General features: G+C 43.5%; 20 protein-coding genes. 15 read left to right on the top strand and 5 right to left on the bottom strand.

What is annotated here, in order from left to right; genetic code table 11:
* Nucleotides 1-42 precede the first annotated feature (42 nt).
* The 10 genes from DXA60_RS06460 to DXA60_RS06420 all read left to right on the top strand — a co-directional run bounded on the left by DXA60_RS06460 (nt 43) and on the right by DXA60_RS06420 (nt 11,124).
* A complete protein-coding gene (locus DXA60_RS06460; RefSeq protein ID WP_117920532.1) occupies nt 43-1,020 on the top strand; it encodes a LacI family DNA-binding transcriptional regulator in 978 nt (325 codons plus the stop codon).
* A gap of 81 nt (nt 1,021-1,101) precedes the next feature.
* Nucleotides 1,102-2,784, top strand: a complete 1,683-nt coding sequence (locus DXA60_RS06455; protein WP_199536198.1) for a glycoside hydrolase family 13 protein — start codon at nt 1,102-1,104, stop codon at nt 2,782-2,784.
* 173 nt (nt 2,785-2,957) lie between these two features.
* Nucleotides 2,958-3,785: a glycoside hydrolase family 36 N-terminal domain-containing protein gene (locus DXA60_RS06450; RefSeq protein ID WP_243006786.1), complete on the top strand. Its 828-nt coding sequence runs from the start codon at nt 2,958-2,960 to the stop codon at nt 3,783-3,785.
* Nucleotides 3,709-4,005 (top strand): alpha-galactosidase, encoded by a 297-nt coding sequence (locus tag DXA60_RS19730; RefSeq protein WP_243006785.1) that lies wholly within the window; start codon nt 3,709-3,711, stop codon nt 4,003-4,005. Before DXA60_RS06450 ends, DXA60_RS19730 begins: the two co-directional genes overlap by 77 nt.
* A gap of 86 nt (nt 4,006-4,091) precedes the next feature.
* Entirely contained in the window at nt 4,092-5,060 is a 969-nt protein-coding gene (locus DXA60_RS06445; protein WP_117920528.1) for a carbohydrate kinase family protein, read from the top strand.
* A 91-nt stretch (nt 5,061-5,151) separates the two neighbouring features.
* Complete coding sequence (locus DXA60_RS06440) at nt 5,152-5,844, top strand: hypothetical protein (RefSeq protein ID WP_117920526.1); 693 nt, start codon at nt 5,152-5,154, stop codon at nt 5,842-5,844.
* Nucleotides 5,845-6,048: 204 nt separating this feature from the next.
* Complete coding sequence (locus DXA60_RS06435; RefSeq protein ID WP_117920524.1) at nt 6,049-8,103, top strand: DHH family phosphoesterase; 2,055 nt, start codon at nt 6,049-6,051, stop codon at nt 8,101-8,103.
* 62 nt (nt 8,104-8,165) lie between these two features.
* Nucleotides 8,166-8,612, top strand: coding sequence for a 50S ribosomal protein L9 (gene rplI / locus DXA60_RS06430; RefSeq protein WP_117920522.1), 447 nt, complete (start codon nt 8,166-8,168; stop codon nt 8,610-8,612).
* 2 nt (nt 8,613-8,614) lie between these two features.
* A complete protein-coding gene (gene dnaB / locus DXA60_RS06425; protein WP_117920520.1) occupies nt 8,615-9,949 on the top strand; it encodes a replicative DNA helicase in 1,335 nt (444 codons plus the stop codon).
* 452 nt (nt 9,950-10,401) lie between these two features.
* A complete protein-coding gene (locus DXA60_RS06420) occupies nt 10,402-11,124 on the top strand; it encodes a MerR family transcriptional regulator (protein WP_117920518.1) in 723 nt (240 codons plus the stop codon).
* 50 nt (nt 11,125-11,174) lie between these two features.
* Here DXA60_RS06420 and DXA60_RS06415 read toward each other — a convergent pair whose 3' ends face one another.
* The gene (locus tag DXA60_RS06415; protein ID WP_117920516.1) at nt 11,175-11,363 is read right to left on the bottom strand and encodes a nucleotidyltransferase substrate binding protein; all 189 of its coding nucleotides are present in this window, start codon (nt 11,361-11,363) and stop codon (nt 11,175-11,177) included.
* A gap of 18 nt (nt 11,364-11,381) precedes the next feature.
* On the bottom strand, nt 11,382-11,678 hold the full coding sequence (locus tag DXA60_RS06410) for a nucleotidyltransferase family protein (RefSeq protein WP_006855252.1): 297 nt from the start codon (nt 11,676-11,678) through the stop codon (nt 11,382-11,384).
* A gap of 297 nt (nt 11,679-11,975) precedes the next feature.
* On the opposite strand from DXA60_RS06410, the gene DXA60_RS06405 reads away from it, so the two are divergent.
* Nucleotides 11,976-13,025 carry an ATP-binding protein gene (locus DXA60_RS06405; RefSeq protein ID WP_243006784.1) on the top strand — a complete coding sequence of 350 codons (1,050 nt, stop codon included), beginning with the start codon at nt 11,976-11,978 and terminating at the stop codon, nt 13,023-13,025.
* 118 nt (nt 13,026-13,143) lie between these two features.
* Here the strand turns inward: DXA60_RS06405 and DXA60_RS06400 are convergent, their stop codons facing one another.
* Both DXA60_RS06400 and DXA60_RS06395 read right to left on the bottom strand, forming a co-directional pair.
* Nucleotides 13,144-13,314 (bottom strand): DUF362 domain-containing protein, encoded by a 171-nt coding sequence (locus DXA60_RS06400; RefSeq protein ID WP_022112022.1) that lies wholly within the window; start codon nt 13,312-13,314, stop codon nt 13,144-13,146.
* Nucleotides 13,315-13,470: 156 nt separating this feature from the next.
* Nucleotides 13,471-14,508: an aldose epimerase family protein gene (locus tag DXA60_RS06395; RefSeq protein WP_117920514.1), complete on the bottom strand. Its 1,038-nt coding sequence runs from the start codon at nt 14,506-14,508 to the stop codon at nt 13,471-13,473.
* A 231-nt stretch (nt 14,509-14,739) separates the two neighbouring features.
* Here DXA60_RS06395 and DXA60_RS06390 point away from each other — a divergent pair, with 231 nt between their 5' ends.
* The 4 genes from DXA60_RS06390 to DXA60_RS06380 all read left to right on the top strand — a co-directional run bounded on the left by DXA60_RS06390 (nt 14,740) and on the right by DXA60_RS06380 (nt 17,542).
* Nucleotides 14,740-15,792, top strand: a complete 1,053-nt coding sequence (locus DXA60_RS06390; protein WP_243006783.1) for an L-threonylcarbamoyladenylate synthase — start codon at nt 14,740-14,742, stop codon at nt 15,790-15,792.
* Nucleotides 15,793-15,813: 21 nt separating this feature from the next.
* Nucleotides 15,814-16,293: an arsenate reductase/protein-tyrosine-phosphatase family protein gene (locus DXA60_RS19135; protein WP_118209787.1), complete on the top strand. Its 480-nt coding sequence runs from the start codon at nt 15,814-15,816 to the stop codon at nt 16,291-16,293.
* A gap of 1 nt (nt 16,294) precedes the next feature.
* The gene (upp, locus tag DXA60_RS06385) at nt 16,295-16,924 is read left to right on the top strand and encodes a uracil phosphoribosyltransferase (protein ID WP_015561153.1); all 630 of its coding nucleotides are present in this window, start codon (nt 16,295-16,297) and stop codon (nt 16,922-16,924) included.
* A 132-nt stretch (nt 16,925-17,056) separates the two neighbouring features.
* A complete protein-coding gene (locus tag DXA60_RS06380; RefSeq protein WP_117920610.1) occupies nt 17,057-17,542 on the top strand; it encodes a deoxycytidylate deaminase in 486 nt (161 codons plus the stop codon).
* A gap of 121 nt (nt 17,543-17,663) precedes the next feature.
* On the opposite strand, the gene DXA60_RS06375 is transcribed toward DXA60_RS06380, so the two are convergent.
* Nucleotides 17,664-17,945 (bottom strand): hypothetical protein, encoded by a 282-nt coding sequence (locus tag DXA60_RS06375; RefSeq protein ID WP_117920512.1) that lies wholly within the window; start codon nt 17,943-17,945, stop codon nt 17,664-17,666.
* Nucleotides 17,946-18,203: the final 258 nt, after the last annotated feature.

The raw sequence follows: 18,203 nt of genomic DNA, 5'->3' as shown, positions 1-18,203 counted from the left end.
TCGTGTGAAAATACATTTTTACACGCAAGAAAGAGGAGTAGTATGGCAACCTTAAAGGATGTGGCGAAGGAAACGGGACTTACGGTGAGCACTGTTTCCCGTGTGCTGAATAATCGCGGATATATCAGCGAAGAGACAAGAAAAAAAGTATATGAGGCAATGAAAAAACTCAATTACCGTCCGAACGAGGTAGCCCGCTCGCTCTCAAAGCAGACGACGAATACGATCGGTGTGATCGTACCACATATCAGACATCCGTATTTTGCGGAACTGATCAGTAATTTAGAGAGTCAGGCTTATCATTATGGGCACAAAATTCTTCTATTTAATTCTCAGGAAAAAAACGAAAAGGAATGGGAATACATGGAGATGTGCACCAGCAACCGTGTAGCGGGAGTGATCCTTTGCAGTGGAACGGTCGGTGTGGAAAAGTTTACCGGATTAAATGTGCCATTGATCACGATAGAACGTTATCTTGAAAATGGAACGGCAGAGGTAGAGTGCGATAATGAGCAGGGTGGACGTCTTGCAGCGCAGCATCTGATTGACTGTGGCTGTAAGCATCTGATCCATATCAGCGGTGTCCACGAGACAGCCATGCCGGCAGATGAGCGTGCAGTTGGTTTCCGGGCAGTCTGTGAAAAACAGAATGTTTCTTATCAGATCGCAGATACCACAGCTTTTGAGTATAACCATCTGGAATATCATCAGATACTTGAAAATCTGTTAAAGGAAAATACGGATACAGATGGCATTTTTGCCAGCAGTGATCTGATCGCAGCGCAGCTTCTGCAGGTGTGCCATAAGTTGAACATTGATGTGCCGTCGCAGATGAAGATCGTGGGTTTCGATGATGTCAATATTGCATCATTAACAACGCCGCCGATCACGACGATCCATCAGCCGATCAAAGAGATGGCGAAAATGGCGGTGGAACTGCTCGTCCGTTCCGGTAACGGGGAACTTGTGCCGAACCGCACTACTCTGCCGGTATCACTTGTAGTAAGGGAGACGACTTGATTCAATATGTATATGAGCCATATATATAGCAGGAAGGTAAATAGTGTATGCGCAAAACCGGCGCAAGAATGGAGGATTCCTATGGAGCAAAAAAAATGGTGGAAAGAAGCGGTAGTCTACCAGATCTATCCGCGCAGCTTTATGGACAGCAATGGTGATGGTGTCGGCGATCTTCGCGGCATTAAGAGCCGGCTGTCTTATTTAAAATTATTGGGAATTGATGTGATCTGGTTATCTCCGGTCTATCAGTCCCCAAATGATGACAATGGCTATGATATCAGTGATTACAGGGATATCATGACAGAATTTGGTACGTTAGAAGATTTTGATGAGATGCTTGCAGAAGCGCATAAACTTGGCATTAAGATCGTCATGGATCTTGTAGTCAATCACAGCTCCGATGAGCATCAGTGGTTTGTGGAGAGCAGAAAAAGCAAAGACAATCCGTACCGTGACTATTATATCTGGCGTGAAGCAAAGGATGGAAAAGAGCCGAATAACTGGGGTTCCTGTTTTGGCGGTTCGGCATGGGAATACGATCAGACGACGGATATGTATTATCTTCATATGTTTTCCAAAAAACAGCCGGATCTTAACTGGGAGAATCTGAAACTCAGACAGGAAGTTTTTGACATGATGACCTGGTGGGGCGAACGCGGTATCGACGGATTCCGCATGGATGTCATTACGATGATTTCAAAAGATCAGCGTTTTCCGGACGGCATCGTGCATGGCAATGAAAGGTTTGGAGATTCTTCCCCGTATGTCAATAATGGACCGCGCGTGCACGAATATTTAAAAGAGATGAATGAAAAAGTAATCTCCAAGTTTGACTGGATGACGGTCGGCGAGGGTGCCGGTGCAGGCGTGGAGGATGCGAAACGCTATGCCGGGGCAGATCAGGGCGAGCTGGATATGATTTTTACATTTGAGCATGTCAACCTCGGACAGACACAGTATGGCAAATGGAGTGATGGCAGCTTTGATCTTGTTGAGTTAAAGAAAGTATTTGAAAAATGGGAAGATGGACTTGAAGGTGTGGCATGGAACAGCCTTTACTGGGATAACCACGATCAGCCGAGAGCCGTCTCAAGATTTGGAAATGACAGTGAAGAATACCGCGAGATTTCCGCAAAAATGCTTGCAACCTGCCTGCATTTTATGAAAGGAACACCTTATATTTATCAGGGTGAGGAACTCAGTATGACAAACCGCAAATGTAAAGATTTTTCAGAGTTCCGTGATATTGAGATTAAAAATGCATACCGCGATTTTGTCGGCGGCGGTATTTTAGATGAAGAAACGATGTTAAAATTTGTCAATGCTATCGGTCGTGACAATGCGAGATTCCCAATGCATTGGGATGACAGCGATAATGCAGGATTTACGACAGGTACACCGTGGATTTCGGTCAACGAAAATTATAAAAAGATCAATGCGGCAGCACAGATCAATGATCCGGAATCAGTATTTTCCTATTACAAAAGGCTGATCGAACTGCGTCATCAGATGGAGATCATTGTGTATGGTGTATACGAGAGTAAGGTGATCGAACATCCGGATGTGTTTGCATACACCAGGACACTTGGAGAAGAAAAGCTGTTTGTAGTCTGCAACTTCAGGGAGCAGGAGATGGACTTTGCCTTAGAGGACGGTTTTACCGGTGAAGAGGATGTTTTGATCAGCAATTATAAGGATGTTGTAAAAACAGAGCATGGGATTCATTTAAGACCATATGAGGCAAAGGTGTTTTACCGGAAATAAGCTTTACCATTGAATTTTACCAATTATAAAAAGTGGCACTTCTTAATGATATATTTTGTTCGGAAAGGGGAAAATTATGGCGATCATCATAGATCAGGAGCAGAAACTGCTCACACCGCATACAATTACTTTGCACACAAAAAATACGACGTATCAGATGGCTGTCGGCGCTTATGGACAACTGCTCCATCTTTTATTACGGACCGCGGTTAGACGGTGATATGCGGTATCTTCTGACCTATTATGACAGGGGGTTTTCCGGCAATCCGTATGAGGCAGAGTGCGATAAGACATATTCCATGGATGCACTGCCGCAGGAATATCCGTGTTTTGAAACCGGGGATTTCCGCAGCCCGGCATTTGTGCTGAAAAATGCAGATGGAAGCTATTGTGCCGATCTGCGGTTCGTATCCTGTGAGGTATGTAAAGGAAAATACCAGATTCCGGGACTTCCGGCAGTTTATGATGAGACCGGGACAGAGAGTGAAACGTTAAAGGTATATTTAGAGGATGCCGTAAGCGGCGTGCAGGTAACACTGCTTTACGGTGTATTTGCAGAACTTGATATTATTACCAGGGCGGTTCAGATTACCAATCATGGCGATAAGACCGTCCATATTGAAAAATCTGCAAGTGCTGTGCTTGATTTTATGAATGGAGAATTTGATGTCATTCATTTTCATGGCAGACACGGGATGGAGCGGATTTTTGAACGCACGTCCGTGGAGCATGGCAATCAGGTATTTGGCAGCAGGCGTGGCGCTTCGAGCCACCAGCAGAATCCATTTGTGATGCTGGCTGGAAAACAGACAGGGGAGGATGCCGGCGAATGTTATGGCTGTATGCTTTTATACAGCGGCAATTTCAAAGCAGAGGCAGAAAAAGACCAGTATGAGCAGACAAGGCTTGTGATGGGCTTATCCGATGAAATGTTTTCCTGCGCTTTCCTGGAATCTGCACCGTCTGATCCGAAGCCATATCTGCCGCAGTGCATACCGTGATACGAAAAGACCGGTACTTATCAATAACTGGGAGGCAACCTATTTCGATTTTACCGGGTTGAGGTTGTCGGAACAAAGACAGATGGTACAAACGGACAGCACATCAATGAAACACCGAACGCAGTTGAACCGGATTACTTCACAGGAGCACAGCTTGTACATGCAGGCGTGCCAATCCCACGCATGGACAACGAGTACCGTGCATGGCAGATGTATATAAAAGAAATGCAGGAAAATTGAGTAACGTCCCAACAACCTCTACCAGAACTTCACCCCCAGCATACGCAGAAGAAAGGAGCACACACAATGAATAAACAATATGATGTAGTCGCCCTCGGCGAATTATTAATTGATTTTACAGAAAACGACACCAGTGGTCAGGGCAACCCGGTTTATGAAGCAAATCCGGGCGGAGCACCCTGCAACGTGCTTTCCATGTTGAACAGATTAGGGCATCAGACCGCATTTTTAGGAAAAGTCGGAAATGACATCTTCGGCAGACAGCTCCGTTCCACCGTGGAATCAGCCGGGATTAATGTGGAAGGACTTCTGACGGATGAAGATGTGCGCACCACCCTTGCATTTGTTGAGACAAAACCGGACGGGGACAGAGACTTTTCTTTTTACCGGAATCCGGGCGCAGATATGATGCTTCGGGAAGAGGAAGTCCGGGATGATATTATTGCAGCCGGAAAAATCTTTCATTTTGGTACATTGTCCATGACGAATGAGCCGGTCAGAAGTGCGACAAAACATGCGATTGCTGTTGCAAAAGAAAATGGTGCACTCATTTCCTTTGATCCGAATATCAGGGAACCGCTCTGGAAGGACATGGAGGAAGCAAAAGAGCAGACTGCTTATGGACTGTCCGTTTGTGATATTTTAAAAATATCAGACAATGAGATCCAGTGGTTTTCCGGAAAAGAGGATTATACAGAAGGTATCCGTATGCTGCAGCAGACATATCAGATCCCGCTGATTCTGTTATCTATGGGACGGGACGGAAGCAGAGCCTATTATAAAAATATGCTCGTGGAAGTACCTGCATTTTTACAGAAAAACACGATCGAAACAACCGGTGCAGGAGACACTTTCGGTGCATGCTGCCTGCATTACATATTACAGTATGGATTAATGGAACTTACTGAACAACAGTTAAAAGATATGCTTACATTTGCAAACGCAGCGGCATCGATCATCACAACAAGAAAAGGTGCACTGCGCGTGATGCCGTCCCTAGAAGAGATTCAAAACTATTTCGAAAGTATTTCTTAAACTTGCTAAGAATGTCTTGGAATTATGCACAGAATCATATAATATATATGGTAAACCGAAGCGGTGAGCAGTACAGACAGGTGGAGGGAGCATGAAACGGACATTAGGAATGGTATTTTTCCTGGTAGTGTTAGCAGGCACAGCGGGCTGTGGAGAGAAAAATACTGCAGATATAACTGCACAGGAAAATAATCAGACGGAGCAGACAGAACAGACGTTAGAAGAACATTTTTTCTCGGCAGAACAGGATGAACAGAATTATAATGTGCTGGAAGAATTTTCTGAAGATGAGGAATATCCGGAGCTTGCAGCTTTTTTAGAGGAATATTATCAGATCCCGGAGGAAGAGTGCAAAGAGACACGGTATTACTATAATTATACGGATCTTGATGAAGATGGAACGGATGAGATCGTTGCGGTTACGATCGGTGATACGACATCAGATACACGTGGGGATGCGGCACTTGTTTTAAGACCGGAAGAAAACGGTCAGTTTGAGGTGCTTGGAACATTTCTACAGATCCATACGCCGGTAATGATCAGTGATGAGCTGGAAAATGGCTGGCATACGATTATTTTTCCAATTTATGGCGGTGGTCAGGAATCCGGATTTATCAGTGCAGTTTATACGGAAGGAACAGGGTATCAGCTCGACGAGAAAAGTTTTGTGCGGGAAGAACCAAAAGTTTCCGGTGACAGGATTTTATCGGATAATCTGATCAATGATATGGATACTGACAATTATCTGACGATCGCGCCACGTGATACGGAGAGCCAGAACTGAATACAGCAGGATCAGACTGCAAATGGAAAGAAAAGGGAATCGGGCAGATGAGGTGACTGCGTCGGTTCCTTTTTTAAAAAGTACTTTATCTTAAGGGGGCAAAATGCTATAATTGTTAGCAAAGACTATTCCAAGACGGATGGAAAAGTAAGCAGTGATGAGCACATTTCCTGCCGTAGGTTTCTTTTTATTTAGGAGAAGACTATGAAAAGTAATAAAGTAAAGCTCAGAGGGAGACTTCGTAAATCTCTCTACTGGCCGATGTTCATGACGATTCTTCTGGTATGTATGAATGTTGTCATCTATACGGAAGATATATTGTCAGGTATTATGTTTTCGATATTTACGGCAATCTATTTTGTTGTTTCCATGATCGTGTATGTCAGGAATAAGCCGGTGTTAGTTAATGAACTGATCAACTTCGCAACGCAGTACGGAACAGTACAAAAGCAGCTCTTAAATGAGTTTGAAATACCGTATGCACTCGTCGATTATAATGCAAAGATATTATGGGTCAATGAGCAGTTTACAGAACTGACCGGTAAGGATAAAAAATATCACAAATCGATCACGACGATTTTTCCGGCACTGACAAAGGAACTTCTGCAGAAGAGTGATGGAGAGAAATCCATAAATCTCACGCTGAAAGAACAGGATTTTCGTGTTGCCTTAAAAAGAATCTACTTTGAAGAGTTAAACAGCGTGGACAGTCTTGTTACACTTGATGAGAGTAACGAATATCTGACGGCGGTATATCTCTTTGATGAGACAGAAAAGAATCAGTACATGAGAGAGAACCAGGAACAGAAAATGGTTGCTGGTCTTGTATATATCGATAACTATGACGAGGCACTTGACAGTATTGAAGATGTCAAAAGATCTCTTCTCGTTGCCCTGATCGACCGGAAAGTCAATAAATATTTTACAGAGCTTGATGCATTAGTCCGTAAAATTGAAAAAGATAAATATTTTGTCGTATTTAAGTATCAGTATCTTGCAAAACTCCGCGAAGACCGTTTTAGTCTGATCGAGGATGTAAAGACAGTCAAAGTCGGTAATGAAATGGCTGTGACACTAAGCATCGGTATTGGTGCCAACGGTGCCAGCTATACACAGAATTATGAGTATGCCCGTATGTCCATTGATCTTGCATTAGGACGTGGCGGTGACCAGGTCGTTGTGCGTGATGGCGAGGAAGTCACATATTATGGTGGCAAAACACAGCAGGTAGAGCGCAACACCAGGGTCAAGGCAAGGGTAAAAGCACATGCACTCCGTGAGATCATCGAGAGCAGGGAGCATGTGATCATTATGGGACACAGCATCAGTGATGTCGATTCCCTTGGTGCAGCGATCGGTATTTACTGTGCCGCAAAAGTACTTGGCAAGAAGGCACAGATCGTGTTAAACGAGATTACATCATCCCTGCGGCCGCTGGTAGAGTGTTTTACCGTGGAAAAAGGATACCCGGCAGATCTTTTTATCAAAAATGAAGAAGCACTTATGCTTACCAATGAAAATACACTGGTGGTTGTTGTGGATGTAAACCGTCCAAGTTACACCGAATGTCCGGAGCTGTTAAAGCGCACACAGACTGTCTGTGTATTTGACCATCACAGACAGACGAACGAGGTGATCGAGAATCCGGTACTTTCCTATGTGGAGCCGTATGCTTCGAGTGCCTGCGAGATGATCGCCGAGGTACTGCAGTATTTTTCCGAAAATATCCGTCTTGCCCCATGTGAAGCAGACTGTATTTATGCCGGTATCCTGATCGATACCAACAACTTTATGACAAAAACCGGTGTCCGTACTTTTGAGGCGGCAGCTTATTTAAGACGTGCGGGTGCGGAAGTGACGAGAGTGCGTAAGATGCTGCGTAACGATATGGCAGCTTACAAGGCGCGGGCGGAGGCAGTCCGCCATGCGGAGGTTTATCGTGGTTCGTTTGCGATTTCCATCTGTCCGGCGGATCAGGTGGAAAGCCCGACAATTGTCTGCGCACAGGCTGCAAATGAGCTTTTAAATATCGTAGGAATCAAGGCTTCTTTTGTGCTCACAGAATATCAGGGAAAAATATACGTAAGTTCCCGTTCGATTGATGAGATCAATGTACAGCTTATCATGGAGCGCCTTGGAGGCGGCGGACACCTAAACGTTGCCGGAGCCCAGCTCACCAACTGCTCACTGCAGCAGGCAAAACATATCATTCAGGATACGATCGATGAGATGTTAAAAGAGGGCGATATATCAGAGTAACATCAGATAGAGACCGGACAAAAGCAGCAAAAGAAACAGAAAAGAGAAAGGAAATCAGATATATGAAAGTTATCTTATTAGAAGATGTAAAAGCATTAGGGAAAAAAGGTGAGATCGTAAATGTAAGCGATGGTTATGCACGCAATGCGATTTTCCCGAAAAAGTTAGGTGTGGAGGCAACACCAAAAAACCTTAATGATTTAAAACTGCAGAACCAGCATGCAGACAAAGTGGCACAGGAGCAGTATGAAGCTGCACTGGCACTTGCGGAAGAATTAAAAGATAAAAAAGTTACCGTAAAAATGAAAGCCGGCGAGGGCGGACGTACATTCGGTTCCGTTTCCACCAAAGAGATCGCCGTTGCAGCCAAAGCACAGCTTGGCATGGAACTTGACAAAAAGAAAATGCAGCTTGCAGAACCGATCCGTACATTCGGCGTGACAGAAGTTGCAATCAAGCTTCACCCGAAGGTAGTAGGAAAATTTAACGTACATGTAGTAGAGGAATAAAAATGGAAGAAACACTGATCAACCGTACGATGCCGAACAGCCGTGAGGCGGAACAGTCGGTCATCGGCTCTATGATCATGGATAAAGATGCGATCCTCACTGCAATGGAAATGCTCATCAGTGAGGATTTTTATTACAAACAGTATGGAATCCTGTTTGATACCATGGTCGAATTATACAGCAAAGGACTTCCGGTCGATCTGGTCACTTTGCAGAATAAATTAAAAGAAAAAGATGTACCGGCAGAGATTGCAAGTTTAGAGTTTGTGAGGGATCTTTTAAATGCAGTTCCAACATCGGCAAATGTAAAATATTATGCCCAGATCGTAAAAGATAACTCCATGCGGCGTAAACTCATCAAATTAAATGAAGAGATCGAAAATGAGTGCTACATGGGAAAAGAGAGTGTAGAGACGGTCATGGATATTACCGAGAAAAAGGTATTTGATCTGCTTTCCACCCGCGGTGGTGGCGGGGACTATGTACCGATCCGCCAGGTTGTTATGAACGCACTTGAAAAGATTGAGAACGCAGCAAAAACATCCGGCACCGTTACGGGAATCCCGACAGGTTTTATTGACCTTGACTACCGGACCGCAGGTTTACAGCCGTCCGATCTGATCCTGATCGCAGCGCGTCCGTCCATGGGTAAAACGGCGTTTGTTCTTAACATTGCGCAGTATGTAGCGTTTCACGAACATATGTGTACGGCGATCTTCTCGCTTGAGATGTCAAAGGAACAGCTTGTAAACCGTTTGTTTTCGTTGGAGTCAAGGGTAGATGCACAGGCACTCAGAACTGGTAATCTTTCAGACTCTGACTGGGAGAAGCTCATTGAGGGAGCCGGAACAATTGGCAACTCAGAGCTTATCATTGATGATACGCCGGGTATTTCCATTGCAGAAATGCGAAGCAAATGCCGGAAATACAAATTAGAGCACGACTTAAAATTGATCATCATTGACTATTTACAGTTGATGTCCGGTTCCGGCAGGGGATCTGATTCCCGTCAGCAGGAGATCTCAGATATCTCCCGTTCCTTAAAGGCACTTGCAAGGGAGCTTTCTGTGCCGGTGATTGCATTGTCCCAGCTATCACGAGCCGTAGAACAGCGTCCGGATCACCGTCCGATGCTTTCCGACCTGCGTGAGTCCGGTGCGATCGAGCAGGATGCCGACGTCGTTATGTTTATCTATCGTGACGATTACTATAACCATGACTCTGAGATGAAAGGAATCTCAGAGATCATTATTGCCAAACAGAGAAACGGTCCGATCGGTACCGTCAATCTGGTATGGCTGCCGCAGTATACGAAGTTTGCCAATATGGAGAAATAATGAAATGCTCAGGTTAACCTGAGCATTTTGCGGTTGTCAGTAAAAGGTGTAGCTAAATTTTTTGAGTGGAAAATTGCACAAGGCGTATATCCGTTTTGTTCCAATGTCCGAAAATAAGAAAAGCTAAGTATGCCTGCGAGGTGTGTTCACAGAGTGACGTGTACGTCTTAAACGCACCATCCGTGGCGCGTTAAGACTTTTGCTGCCATCCGTGGCAGCAAAACACTGAGCTTAGAACAGGCATACTAAGTTTTTCTAATTTTCTACCAAAGTCACAAAAGAATTTTACGCTTTGTGCAATTTACCAGTCGCTACATTTTGACACACCTTTTACTGCCAACAGCAAATGTTTCGCACATCCTGTCGGAATAAGACGAGCGATTTTCGTTGTAGACATCCTTTCGAATGCTTATAATATAGGTTAGCAGATAAAAGGAAGGAGAGGAACCGGAATGGAAAAGGTACGTTACATGATTTCCGACGCTGCAAATATTGTAAATGTAGAGTCACATGTATTACGTTACTGGGAGGATGAACTGGAGCTTAATGTTCCGCGAAATGAACTTGGGCACCGGTATTACACAAAGGAAAACATTCAGGAGTTCCAGAGGATCAAGGAATTAAAAGAACAAGGATATCAGTTGAAAGCGATCCGTATGATCGTACATAATATGTCCCCCGATGCGCAGGCAGAGGTTGGCACTGCACATCCGGGAATAAAACAGGATCTGCACCAGGTTGCATATACGCAGGATGAAAAAGCTGTCAAGGCGGAGCATCAGTCTGGTCAGGTTACGCGCATTCAGGATGGATATGCTGCAAAACAGGATCAGCATGCAGATTTGAATCCATACACAGATTCAGGCAGAAATATGCCAGTATCTGCGCAGCATGAGAATCAGAGTGTACTTGATAACACCGATAAAATGGCACAGTTTACAGAATTGATGACGCAGATCGTCGGAACAGCGATTGCTGCAAATAATCAGGAATTGAGCCGTTGCATCAGCGAAGATGTGGGGGAACAGGTCATCAAGGAAATGAATTATCTTATGAGAGAACAGGATGAGGCGGATGAGGAACGTTTCCGGAAACTGGATGCGGCGATCCGCGGGAATCTGAAAAAGAAAGAACCCAAAAAAAGATGGGGCAGAAATAAAAAAGAAAAAGCATAAAAAAACGCTATTGCATTACAGTATGATAACTGGTGCAATAGCGTTTTTTATCATTCGCCATATCCGAAAATAATTATTTTCTCTTTCAGATCATCAAAGTAAGGAAGAAGCTCTGGAATCATGCGGCACAGTTCAATGGCACAGTCCTGATTATAATGATGTGATTCGTCATTCCGGAGCCGTAACATGCGAAGCCATGCATTTTCATCTTCGATCAATCCACGCGTAAGGGCAGCCATAAGAATCAATTTTTCGGTTCATTTTCCTGTCCTCTCATATAAAATATGTCCGTCATTTAAAATATCTTTCATCAAAGGTTCACTTACCCTGCCGTCCAGATCAATAATATCCATGTCAAGCAGCGTAAATTCATTGTATTTTAATTCGGCAAATAAACGGTCAAAGTTATCAGCTCCTTTAATTGCAAGGTCGATATCACTGTAAGGTCCGTTATCTCCTCTGGCACGGGAGCCAAATAGAATGACTTTATTTGCATTATATTTTTTACAGCAGGCTATAATATCTTTTTTTATTGCCGGGTCTAATTGACACATCGAATCAATAACACTCCATTTTTAAATTTTTATTATTCATGACTATTATAACTGATTTGCACCGTTTGCGCATCATATAATTTGTGCAGCATAGTTTATGTAACCGTTTGATTTTCTTGACAGCAGCAAAGATGTGGATCATTTTCTGGAAAATGTTACAGATACTATCTGAAAATAAAAGAAAAATGTACTAAAAAATGTTACAGATATCATATAAAAATTAAAGAAAAATGTACTGAAAAATGTTACAATATACATTGAAAAACAAAGAAAAAATGTTAATATAAGAGCAGAGAGTTGGAAATCCGAATATTGGAGGACGGAAGATTTGATTATATAGAATCTGGCTCGCTGCTTGGTGTGCGGTACAAGGATGTCACATCTTATCCGGTTGGCTTTGAACAGATTTTACCAATGTATCCGCTGGATTTTGAGGAATATTTGTGGGCGAATGGCATACAGAATCATACACTGCAGTATTTGAAATCGTGTTATGACAAAAAGGAAAAAGTATCTGAGACAGTACATGAGACACTTTGCAAACTTTTTTACAGTTATCTTGTAGTTGGGGGAATGCCCGAAACCGTACAGATTTATGTTGATACGCATGATATTGCAAAAGTGGTGCTGAATCAGAGAAGTATTTTAGATCTTTACCGCCTGGATATTGCAAAATATGCTACGGAAAATGAAAAAATAAAGATCAAGGCAATATTTGACAGCATTCCTGCGCAGTTAAATGAGAAGAACCGGAGATTTAAATTAAACAGTATTAATGCTTCCGCAAGGCATATCAGGTATGAGGACAGCTTTAACTGGTTAGCGGATGCGGGCGTTGCATTGCCATGTTATAACGTGACAGAACCACAGGCACCGCTGCAGTTAAGTGAAAAACGAAACCTGTTCAAACTTTATATGAATGATGTTGGACTGCTTTGTGCTTCCTGTATGGAAAATATCCAGTTTGATCTTCTGATGGGGAATGTTGACGTCAATATGGGAAGTATTCTGGAAAATGCATTTGCGCAAAACCTGAAATCGAACGGTTTTGAACTTCACTATTATGATTCTAAGAAAATTGGAGAATTAGATTTTGTATTACAAAAAGGACTTCACACAGAACTTGTAGAGATCAAGTCAGGAAATGACTTCAAAAAGCATCTGGCAATGGATCATGCAATGAAAGTAGAACAATGGAAGTTTGAAAAAAATATTGTATTTTCAAAATCAAATGTGGTGGAAGAAGGGGAAATCCTGTATTTACCATGGTATATGATCCTGTTTTATCAACAGGAAAGGGAACCGGAAAAAATGATTTATGAAATTGATTTAAGCGGACTTATTTAGGAAAATTCTGCATTCGCTGCCAAAAAAGGAGCTGTGAAAATTCACAGCTCCTTTTTTGGCGGCCGGATGCATCGCATCTAAGCCGCAAGAGTTTTACTCGCAAAAAACTCTTTAAGTATTATTCCTCGCTGATAGCTCCTGTTGGGCAAACCCCTGCACATGTACCACAGCTTACACAAGCGCCTGCGTCGATTACGAACTGGCTGTCTCCCTGAGAGATAGCTCCTACTGGGCACTCTGGTTCGCATGTACCACAGCTTACGCAAGAATCAGAAATTACGAATGCCATTTGTATTCCCTCCTTAAAAATAAAATCATAGACTCGCTACCGCTTCAGTAGCTTTAGATTATTCTAATACAAAAAAGATGGTATTACAAGTCAAAACCCGAAAAAACCATGTACAAAAATCAGCACAAAATAATTGGACTCTGCGGATCTGCCACACTAAAACGTAGAAAAATGATACAGTGTCTTAGAATGGAACGGCTCGTCCGGATGAAGTACGATACTCGGGAAATTCTCATGATTGATCGCATCTGGGAAATGCTGCGTCTCTAAGCATACGCTGGTGCGGCTGTCGTAAACTTTTCCATTTTTACCAGGCTGCTTGAGCGGCTGATTAGCGACATAAAGCTGCATGCCAGGCTGATCTGTAAAACAGGTCATACGGATGCCGCTGTCTTTGGACTGTAATACGGCTGCTTCACGAAGACCGGTTCCGTTGATCACAAAGTTATGATCGTAAGTGCCAAACTTATGAAGCTGTTCATATTCGGAGTAATAGGCTTTCCCAATCGTGTGCATCACTCTGAAATCAAATGGCGTATTGTCTACCGGGATCAGTTTTCCGGTAGGTGCCTGTGAATCATCAAGCTCTGTGATGGAATCTGCATCAATATAAAGTTCGTGAGAAAGGATATCACCGCTTCCCTCACCGTTTAAATTGAAATAACCGTGGTTTGTGACATTAAACAAAGTATCCTTATCAGCAGATGCTTCGTATACGATCGAAAGTTCATTGTCTTCAGACCAGCCATAGGTAACTGTCAGGGTCAGATTGCCCGGATAACCTTCCTCACCGTCGGCAGAATTCATAGTCAGGATCAGTTTGTCATCCTTTACTTTTGCATCCCATGGTTTGGAGGCATAACCAATCAGACCTCCATGAAGATGATTGGTTCCACAGTTTACGGCAAGCTGGTATTCTTTCCCATTTAAAGTAAAATGACCGTCTTTGATGCGGTTTGCAACACGTCCGACTACGGCACCAAGACTTGCGTCATCATTTTCATAGGCAGACATTGTGTCCATACCTAGGCAGACATCTGTTGGTTTTCCGTTACGGTCCGGAACGACGATCTTTACAAGACGGCAACCGAAATTCAGAACCTCTACATAGGCACCTGCCTCATTTTCAAGATGGTATATATTAATATTTTCTCCTGCGTTTGTTGTACCAAAATCAGATTTTGTAATTTTCATGAAAACCCCCTTTCCAAACATAACTGTTTGCAGATGAACAGTAATAATTATGCCACATTTACGGAAACATAGCAAGTTACAGTTCGGGTTCTATGGTAATTTTGCTGGAAAATCAAGGTACAAATCCGCGAATTATGCACACTCTGTTGCCTATTTGGATAAAATGTGCGATAATACAAATGTTTGGGAAAAATAAAAATAAGAATTATATTAGAAAAGAAGTAGTGATATATGCAGACAAAATTAATAAAAATAGACGCAGACGATCCGAATAAGGAGGATATGCGGGAGGCGGCAGAGATCATAAGATCCGGCGGGCTGGTAGCATTTCCGACCGAAACGGTTTACGGACTCGGGGCAAATGCACTTGATCCGGAGGCGTCAAAACGGATCTATGCGGCAAAGGGACGTCCTTCGGACAATCCGTTGATTGTTCATATATGCAGATTTGAAGAACTTTTATCCATTGCAAAAGAGGTTCCGCCGCAGGCAAAGAAACTGGCAGACGCGTTCTGGCCGGGACCGCTTACCATGATTGTGTGGAAGAATGAAAAGGTTCCGTATGAGACCACCGGTGGAATGGATACGGTGGCAATCCGCATGCCAAATCATCCGGTTGCGCTTGCATTGATTGATGAGAGCGGTTGTATGATCGCGGCACCGAGTGCCAATACTTCCGGAAAGCCGAGCCCGACAGAAGCGGCACATGTGGCATTAGATCTTGATGGTAAGATACCGATGATACTGGATGGGGGGCCGGTTGGAATCGGTATTGAGTCTACAATCATTGATCTGACGGAAAAGATACCTATGATTCTGCGTCCGGGTTATATTACAAAAGAGATGTTAGAGGAAGTACTCGGGGAAGAAGTGCGCATTGATCCGGGAATCATTGCTGCGGATTCCACAAAGAAGCCGAAAGCGCCTGGAATGAAGTATAAACATTATGCGCCAAAGGCAGATCTGGTGCTGGTTGAGGGAGAACAGGAGGCCGTTGTTGCAAAGATCAATGCATTAGTCAGGGAAAAACAGGCAGCAGGACTAAAGGTCGGTGTTGTTGCAACGGATGAGACAGAATCTTTGTATCAGGCAGATTATGTGGTGACGATCGGAGCGAGGAGCGATGAGGATGCCATTGCCAGACATTTATATAAAATATTGCGTGAATTTGATGATTGGAATGTAGATGCGATTTATTCAGAAAGTTTTTCAACACCGAGAATCGGTCAGGCAATCATGAACCGGTTAATGAAAGCAGCAGGACATCAGGTGATTCAGGTTTGATGGGAGAAGGAAGGATAACGCATGAAACAATATAATCGAATCCTGTTTGTCGCGGAGAATGGAACTTGCCGTGCTCCGATGGCAGCGGGCATACTTGGGGAGTATGTATTAAAACATCCGGTTGAAATCGGTGCGAGAGGAATGGTCGTTTTATTTCCGGAGCCGCTCAATCAGAAAGCGGAAGCAGTCATGATCAGCAATGGGATCAATCTGGATGGCTATATGTCGGCACAGCTGACGGAAGAAGATTTTACAGAGGACACATTAGTTCTTGTTATGGAACACGCCCAGTTAGAAAAGGTTCTGGAAAAATACGAGAGAGCCAACCCGGAGAATGTATATGTTCTCACGGAACTTGTCGGAGATGAACTGGAGATTTTAGATCCGTATGGCGGCAGTCTGCAGGCATATGGGCTATGCTATGAAACAATGAGAAAGACCATCAAAAAGCTGGTCACTCTTTTAAATGAAGAAAGTAACGAAGGAAGCGAGGAAAATTAAAATGGGAAAAATCGTAGTAATGGATCATCCGTTGATCCAGCACAAAATCGGTATCATCCGCAGAGAGGAAACCGGATCAAAAGATTTCCGTACCTTAGTCAGCGAGATTGCAATGCTGATGTGCTATGAGGCAACCAGAGACTTGAAACTTGCAGATGTGGAGATCGATACACCGATCTGCAAAACGACTGTGAAAGAGTTAAAGGGCAAAAAGCTTGCTGTTGTACCGATTTTACGTGCCGGTCTTGGCATGGTGGACGGTATGCTGGCAATGATTCCTGCAGCAAAAGTCGGACATATCGGACTTTATCGTGATCCGGAGACATTAGAGCCGGTAGAATATTACTGCAAACTTCCGGCAGACTGCGCAAACAGAGAGGTATTTGTGGTAGATCCGATGCTGGCAACCGGTGGTTCATCATCGGCAGCAATCCAGATGCTAAAGGATAAAGGTGTTAAAAATATTCGCCTGATGTGTATTATCGCAGCACCGGAAGGCGTGAAGAAAATGCAGGAAGATCATCCGGATGTAGATGTATACATTGGAGCTTTAGATGATCATTTAAACGAGCATGGTTATATTGTTCCGGGACTTGGAGATGCCGGAGACCGTATTTTTGGAACCAAATAGTATGAAAATAATTGACAGCATATTTTTATATGGCTGTTTGTGCCGCAGACGTCACAAAGCAGTTTTATCGCAGAATCAAATTAATCTGCGGTTTCTCTGATGCAGGAAAACGTCTGCAGAATGGAGATCAACATGAGCGGCAAAAGGAAAGATTATATCAGCTGGGATGAATATTTTATGGGAGTTGCACTGCTTTCGGGAATGCGTTCAAAAGATCCGAATACACAGGTGGGAGCCTGCATTGTCAGCGAAGATCACAAGATACTCTCAATGGGGTATAATGGGTTTCCGACCGGCTGCTCGGATGATGATTTCCCGTGGGAGCGAGAGGGCGAGCCTTTAGAGAATAAATATTTCTACACTACACACAGTGAGCTGAATGCAATTTTAAATTACCGGGGCGGAAGTTTAGAGGGCGCGACGATCTACGTTACACTGTTTCCATGCAATGAATGTGCGAAAGCAATCATCCAGTCAGGAATCCGCAGGATCGTGTATGACAGCGACAAATATGAGACAACACCGTCGGTTGTGGCATCAAAGAAGATGCTGAAAGCAGCGGGGGTTGTGCTGCAGCGTTATGAACACACGAATCGCAGGATTGAATTGGAACTGTGAGTATAGCTGCAATTATTACATTGTCCATAATTGTAACTTCAATGGCGAAAAGCATGCTGGAAAATATCATTTGGATAGATTTTCCGGCATGCTTTTTTTGGGACTTATTTTTTCAACAGCATTATTTTTCGTTTAAAGATTTTTTAAGAGTATCTTTTGACCATTCTGCGTGCGTCTGACATAAGAGATAGATTTTATTAACAAAGGAAATATCTTCGTTGAGTAAATTGGCACAGGTTTCTACAGGAATGTTTTTGTGAAACATGTTATAGACAGTGTGTATACGGTGTGAGTACTCGCCGTTAATGTGACCTTTGGATAAGCCTTCAGATAATCCATCTTCATAGCTGTCCCGGCGTTCCATCTTAATATATTCATCCATATCAAATTCTTCTAACAACATTCCAACGACCTCCGATGGCTCAGATCATAAAATGCATTGCCCGATAAATTGTGGTTTGTTGGGCTATGAGTTCCCCGGCTAAGGGTGGCGTCGCAGTTTTGTAAGTGGCAAATTGCATCAAGCCGGGATTGTTTTGTTTCCGTTGTCCGAAAATAAGAAACTCTAAGCATGCCTGATTCAGGTTGGGGCGGAGTGACGTGTGCGTCCTAAATGTGCCGTCCGGGCACATTAGGACTTGTGCTGCCGTCCATGGCAGCA

The organism is Roseburia sp. OF03-24 (assembly GCF_003463035.1).
GTDB lineage: Bacteria > Bacillota > Clostridia > Lachnospirales > Lachnospiraceae > Roseburia > Roseburia rectibacter.
Note: the sequence above shows the minus strand (reverse complement) of the source record. Positions and strands in the feature narration are given on the sequence as shown.

Excerpts from the sequence above, each read along its gene's own strand:
- DXA60_RS06460 (WP_117920532.1), top strand. The coding sequence starts at position 43 with ATGGCAACCTTAAAGGATGTGGCGAAGGAAACGGGACTTACGGTGAGC.
- upp (WP_015561153.1), top strand. The coding sequence starts at position 16,295 with ATGGGAAAAATCGTAGTAATGGATCATCCGTTGATCCAGCACAAAATC.
- DXA60_RS06375 (WP_117920512.1), bottom strand. The coding sequence starts at position 17,945 with ATGTTGTTAGAAGAATTTGATATGGATGAATATATTAAGATGGAACGC.
- DXA60_RS06455 (WP_199536198.1), top strand. The coding sequence starts at position 1,102 with ATGGAGCAAAAAAAATGGTGGAAAGAAGCGGTAGTCTACCAGATCTAT.
- DXA60_RS06410 (WP_006855252.1), bottom strand. The coding sequence starts at position 11,678 with ATGTGTCAATTAGACCCGGCAATAAAAAAAGATATTATAGCCTGCTGT.
- DXA60_RS19730 (WP_243006785.1), top strand. The coding sequence starts at position 3,709 with ATGAAATGTTTTCCTGCGCTTTCCTGGAATCTGCACCGTCTGATCCGA.
- DXA60_RS06435 (WP_117920524.1), top strand. The coding sequence starts at position 6,049 with ATGAAAAGTAATAAAGTAAAGCTCAGAGGGAGACTTCGTAAATCTCTC.
- DXA60_RS06445 (WP_117920528.1), top strand. The coding sequence starts at position 4,092 with ATGAATAAACAATATGATGTAGTCGCCCTCGGCGAATTATTAATTGAT.
- DXA60_RS19135 (WP_118209787.1), top strand. The coding sequence starts at position 15,814 with ATGAAACAATATAATCGAATCCTGTTTGTCGCGGAGAATGGAACTTGC.
- DXA60_RS06390 (WP_243006783.1), top strand. The coding sequence starts at position 14,740 with ATGCAGACAAAATTAATAAAAATAGACGCAGACGATCCGAATAAGGAG.
- rplI (WP_117920522.1), top strand. The coding sequence starts at position 8,166 with ATGAAAGTTATCTTATTAGAAGATGTAAAAGCATTAGGGAAAAAAGGT.
- DXA60_RS06395 (WP_117920514.1), bottom strand. The coding sequence starts at position 14,508 with ATGAAAATTACAAAATCTGATTTTGGTACAACAAACGCAGGAGAAAAT.
- DXA60_RS06415 (WP_117920516.1), bottom strand. The coding sequence starts at position 11,363 with ATGGCTGCCCTTACGCGTGGATTGATCGAAGATGAAAATGCATGGCTT.
- DXA60_RS06400 (WP_022112022.1), bottom strand. The coding sequence starts at position 13,314 with ATGGCATTCGTAATTTCTGATTCTTGCGTAAGCTGTGGTACATGCGAA.
- DXA60_RS06420 (WP_117920518.1), top strand. The coding sequence starts at position 10,402 with ATGGAAAAGGTACGTTACATGATTTCCGACGCTGCAAATATTGTAAAT.
- dnaB (WP_117920520.1), top strand. The coding sequence starts at position 8,615 with ATGGAAGAAACACTGATCAACCGTACGATGCCGAACAGCCGTGAGGCG.
- DXA60_RS06440 (WP_117920526.1), top strand. The coding sequence starts at position 5,152 with ATGAAACGGACATTAGGAATGGTATTTTTCCTGGTAGTGTTAGCAGGC.
- DXA60_RS06380 (WP_117920610.1), top strand. The coding sequence starts at position 17,057 with ATGAGCGGCAAAAGGAAAGATTATATCAGCTGGGATGAATATTTTATG.
- DXA60_RS06450 (WP_243006786.1), top strand. The coding sequence starts at position 2,958 with ATGGACAACTGCTCCATCTTTTATTACGGACCGCGGTTAGACGGTGAT.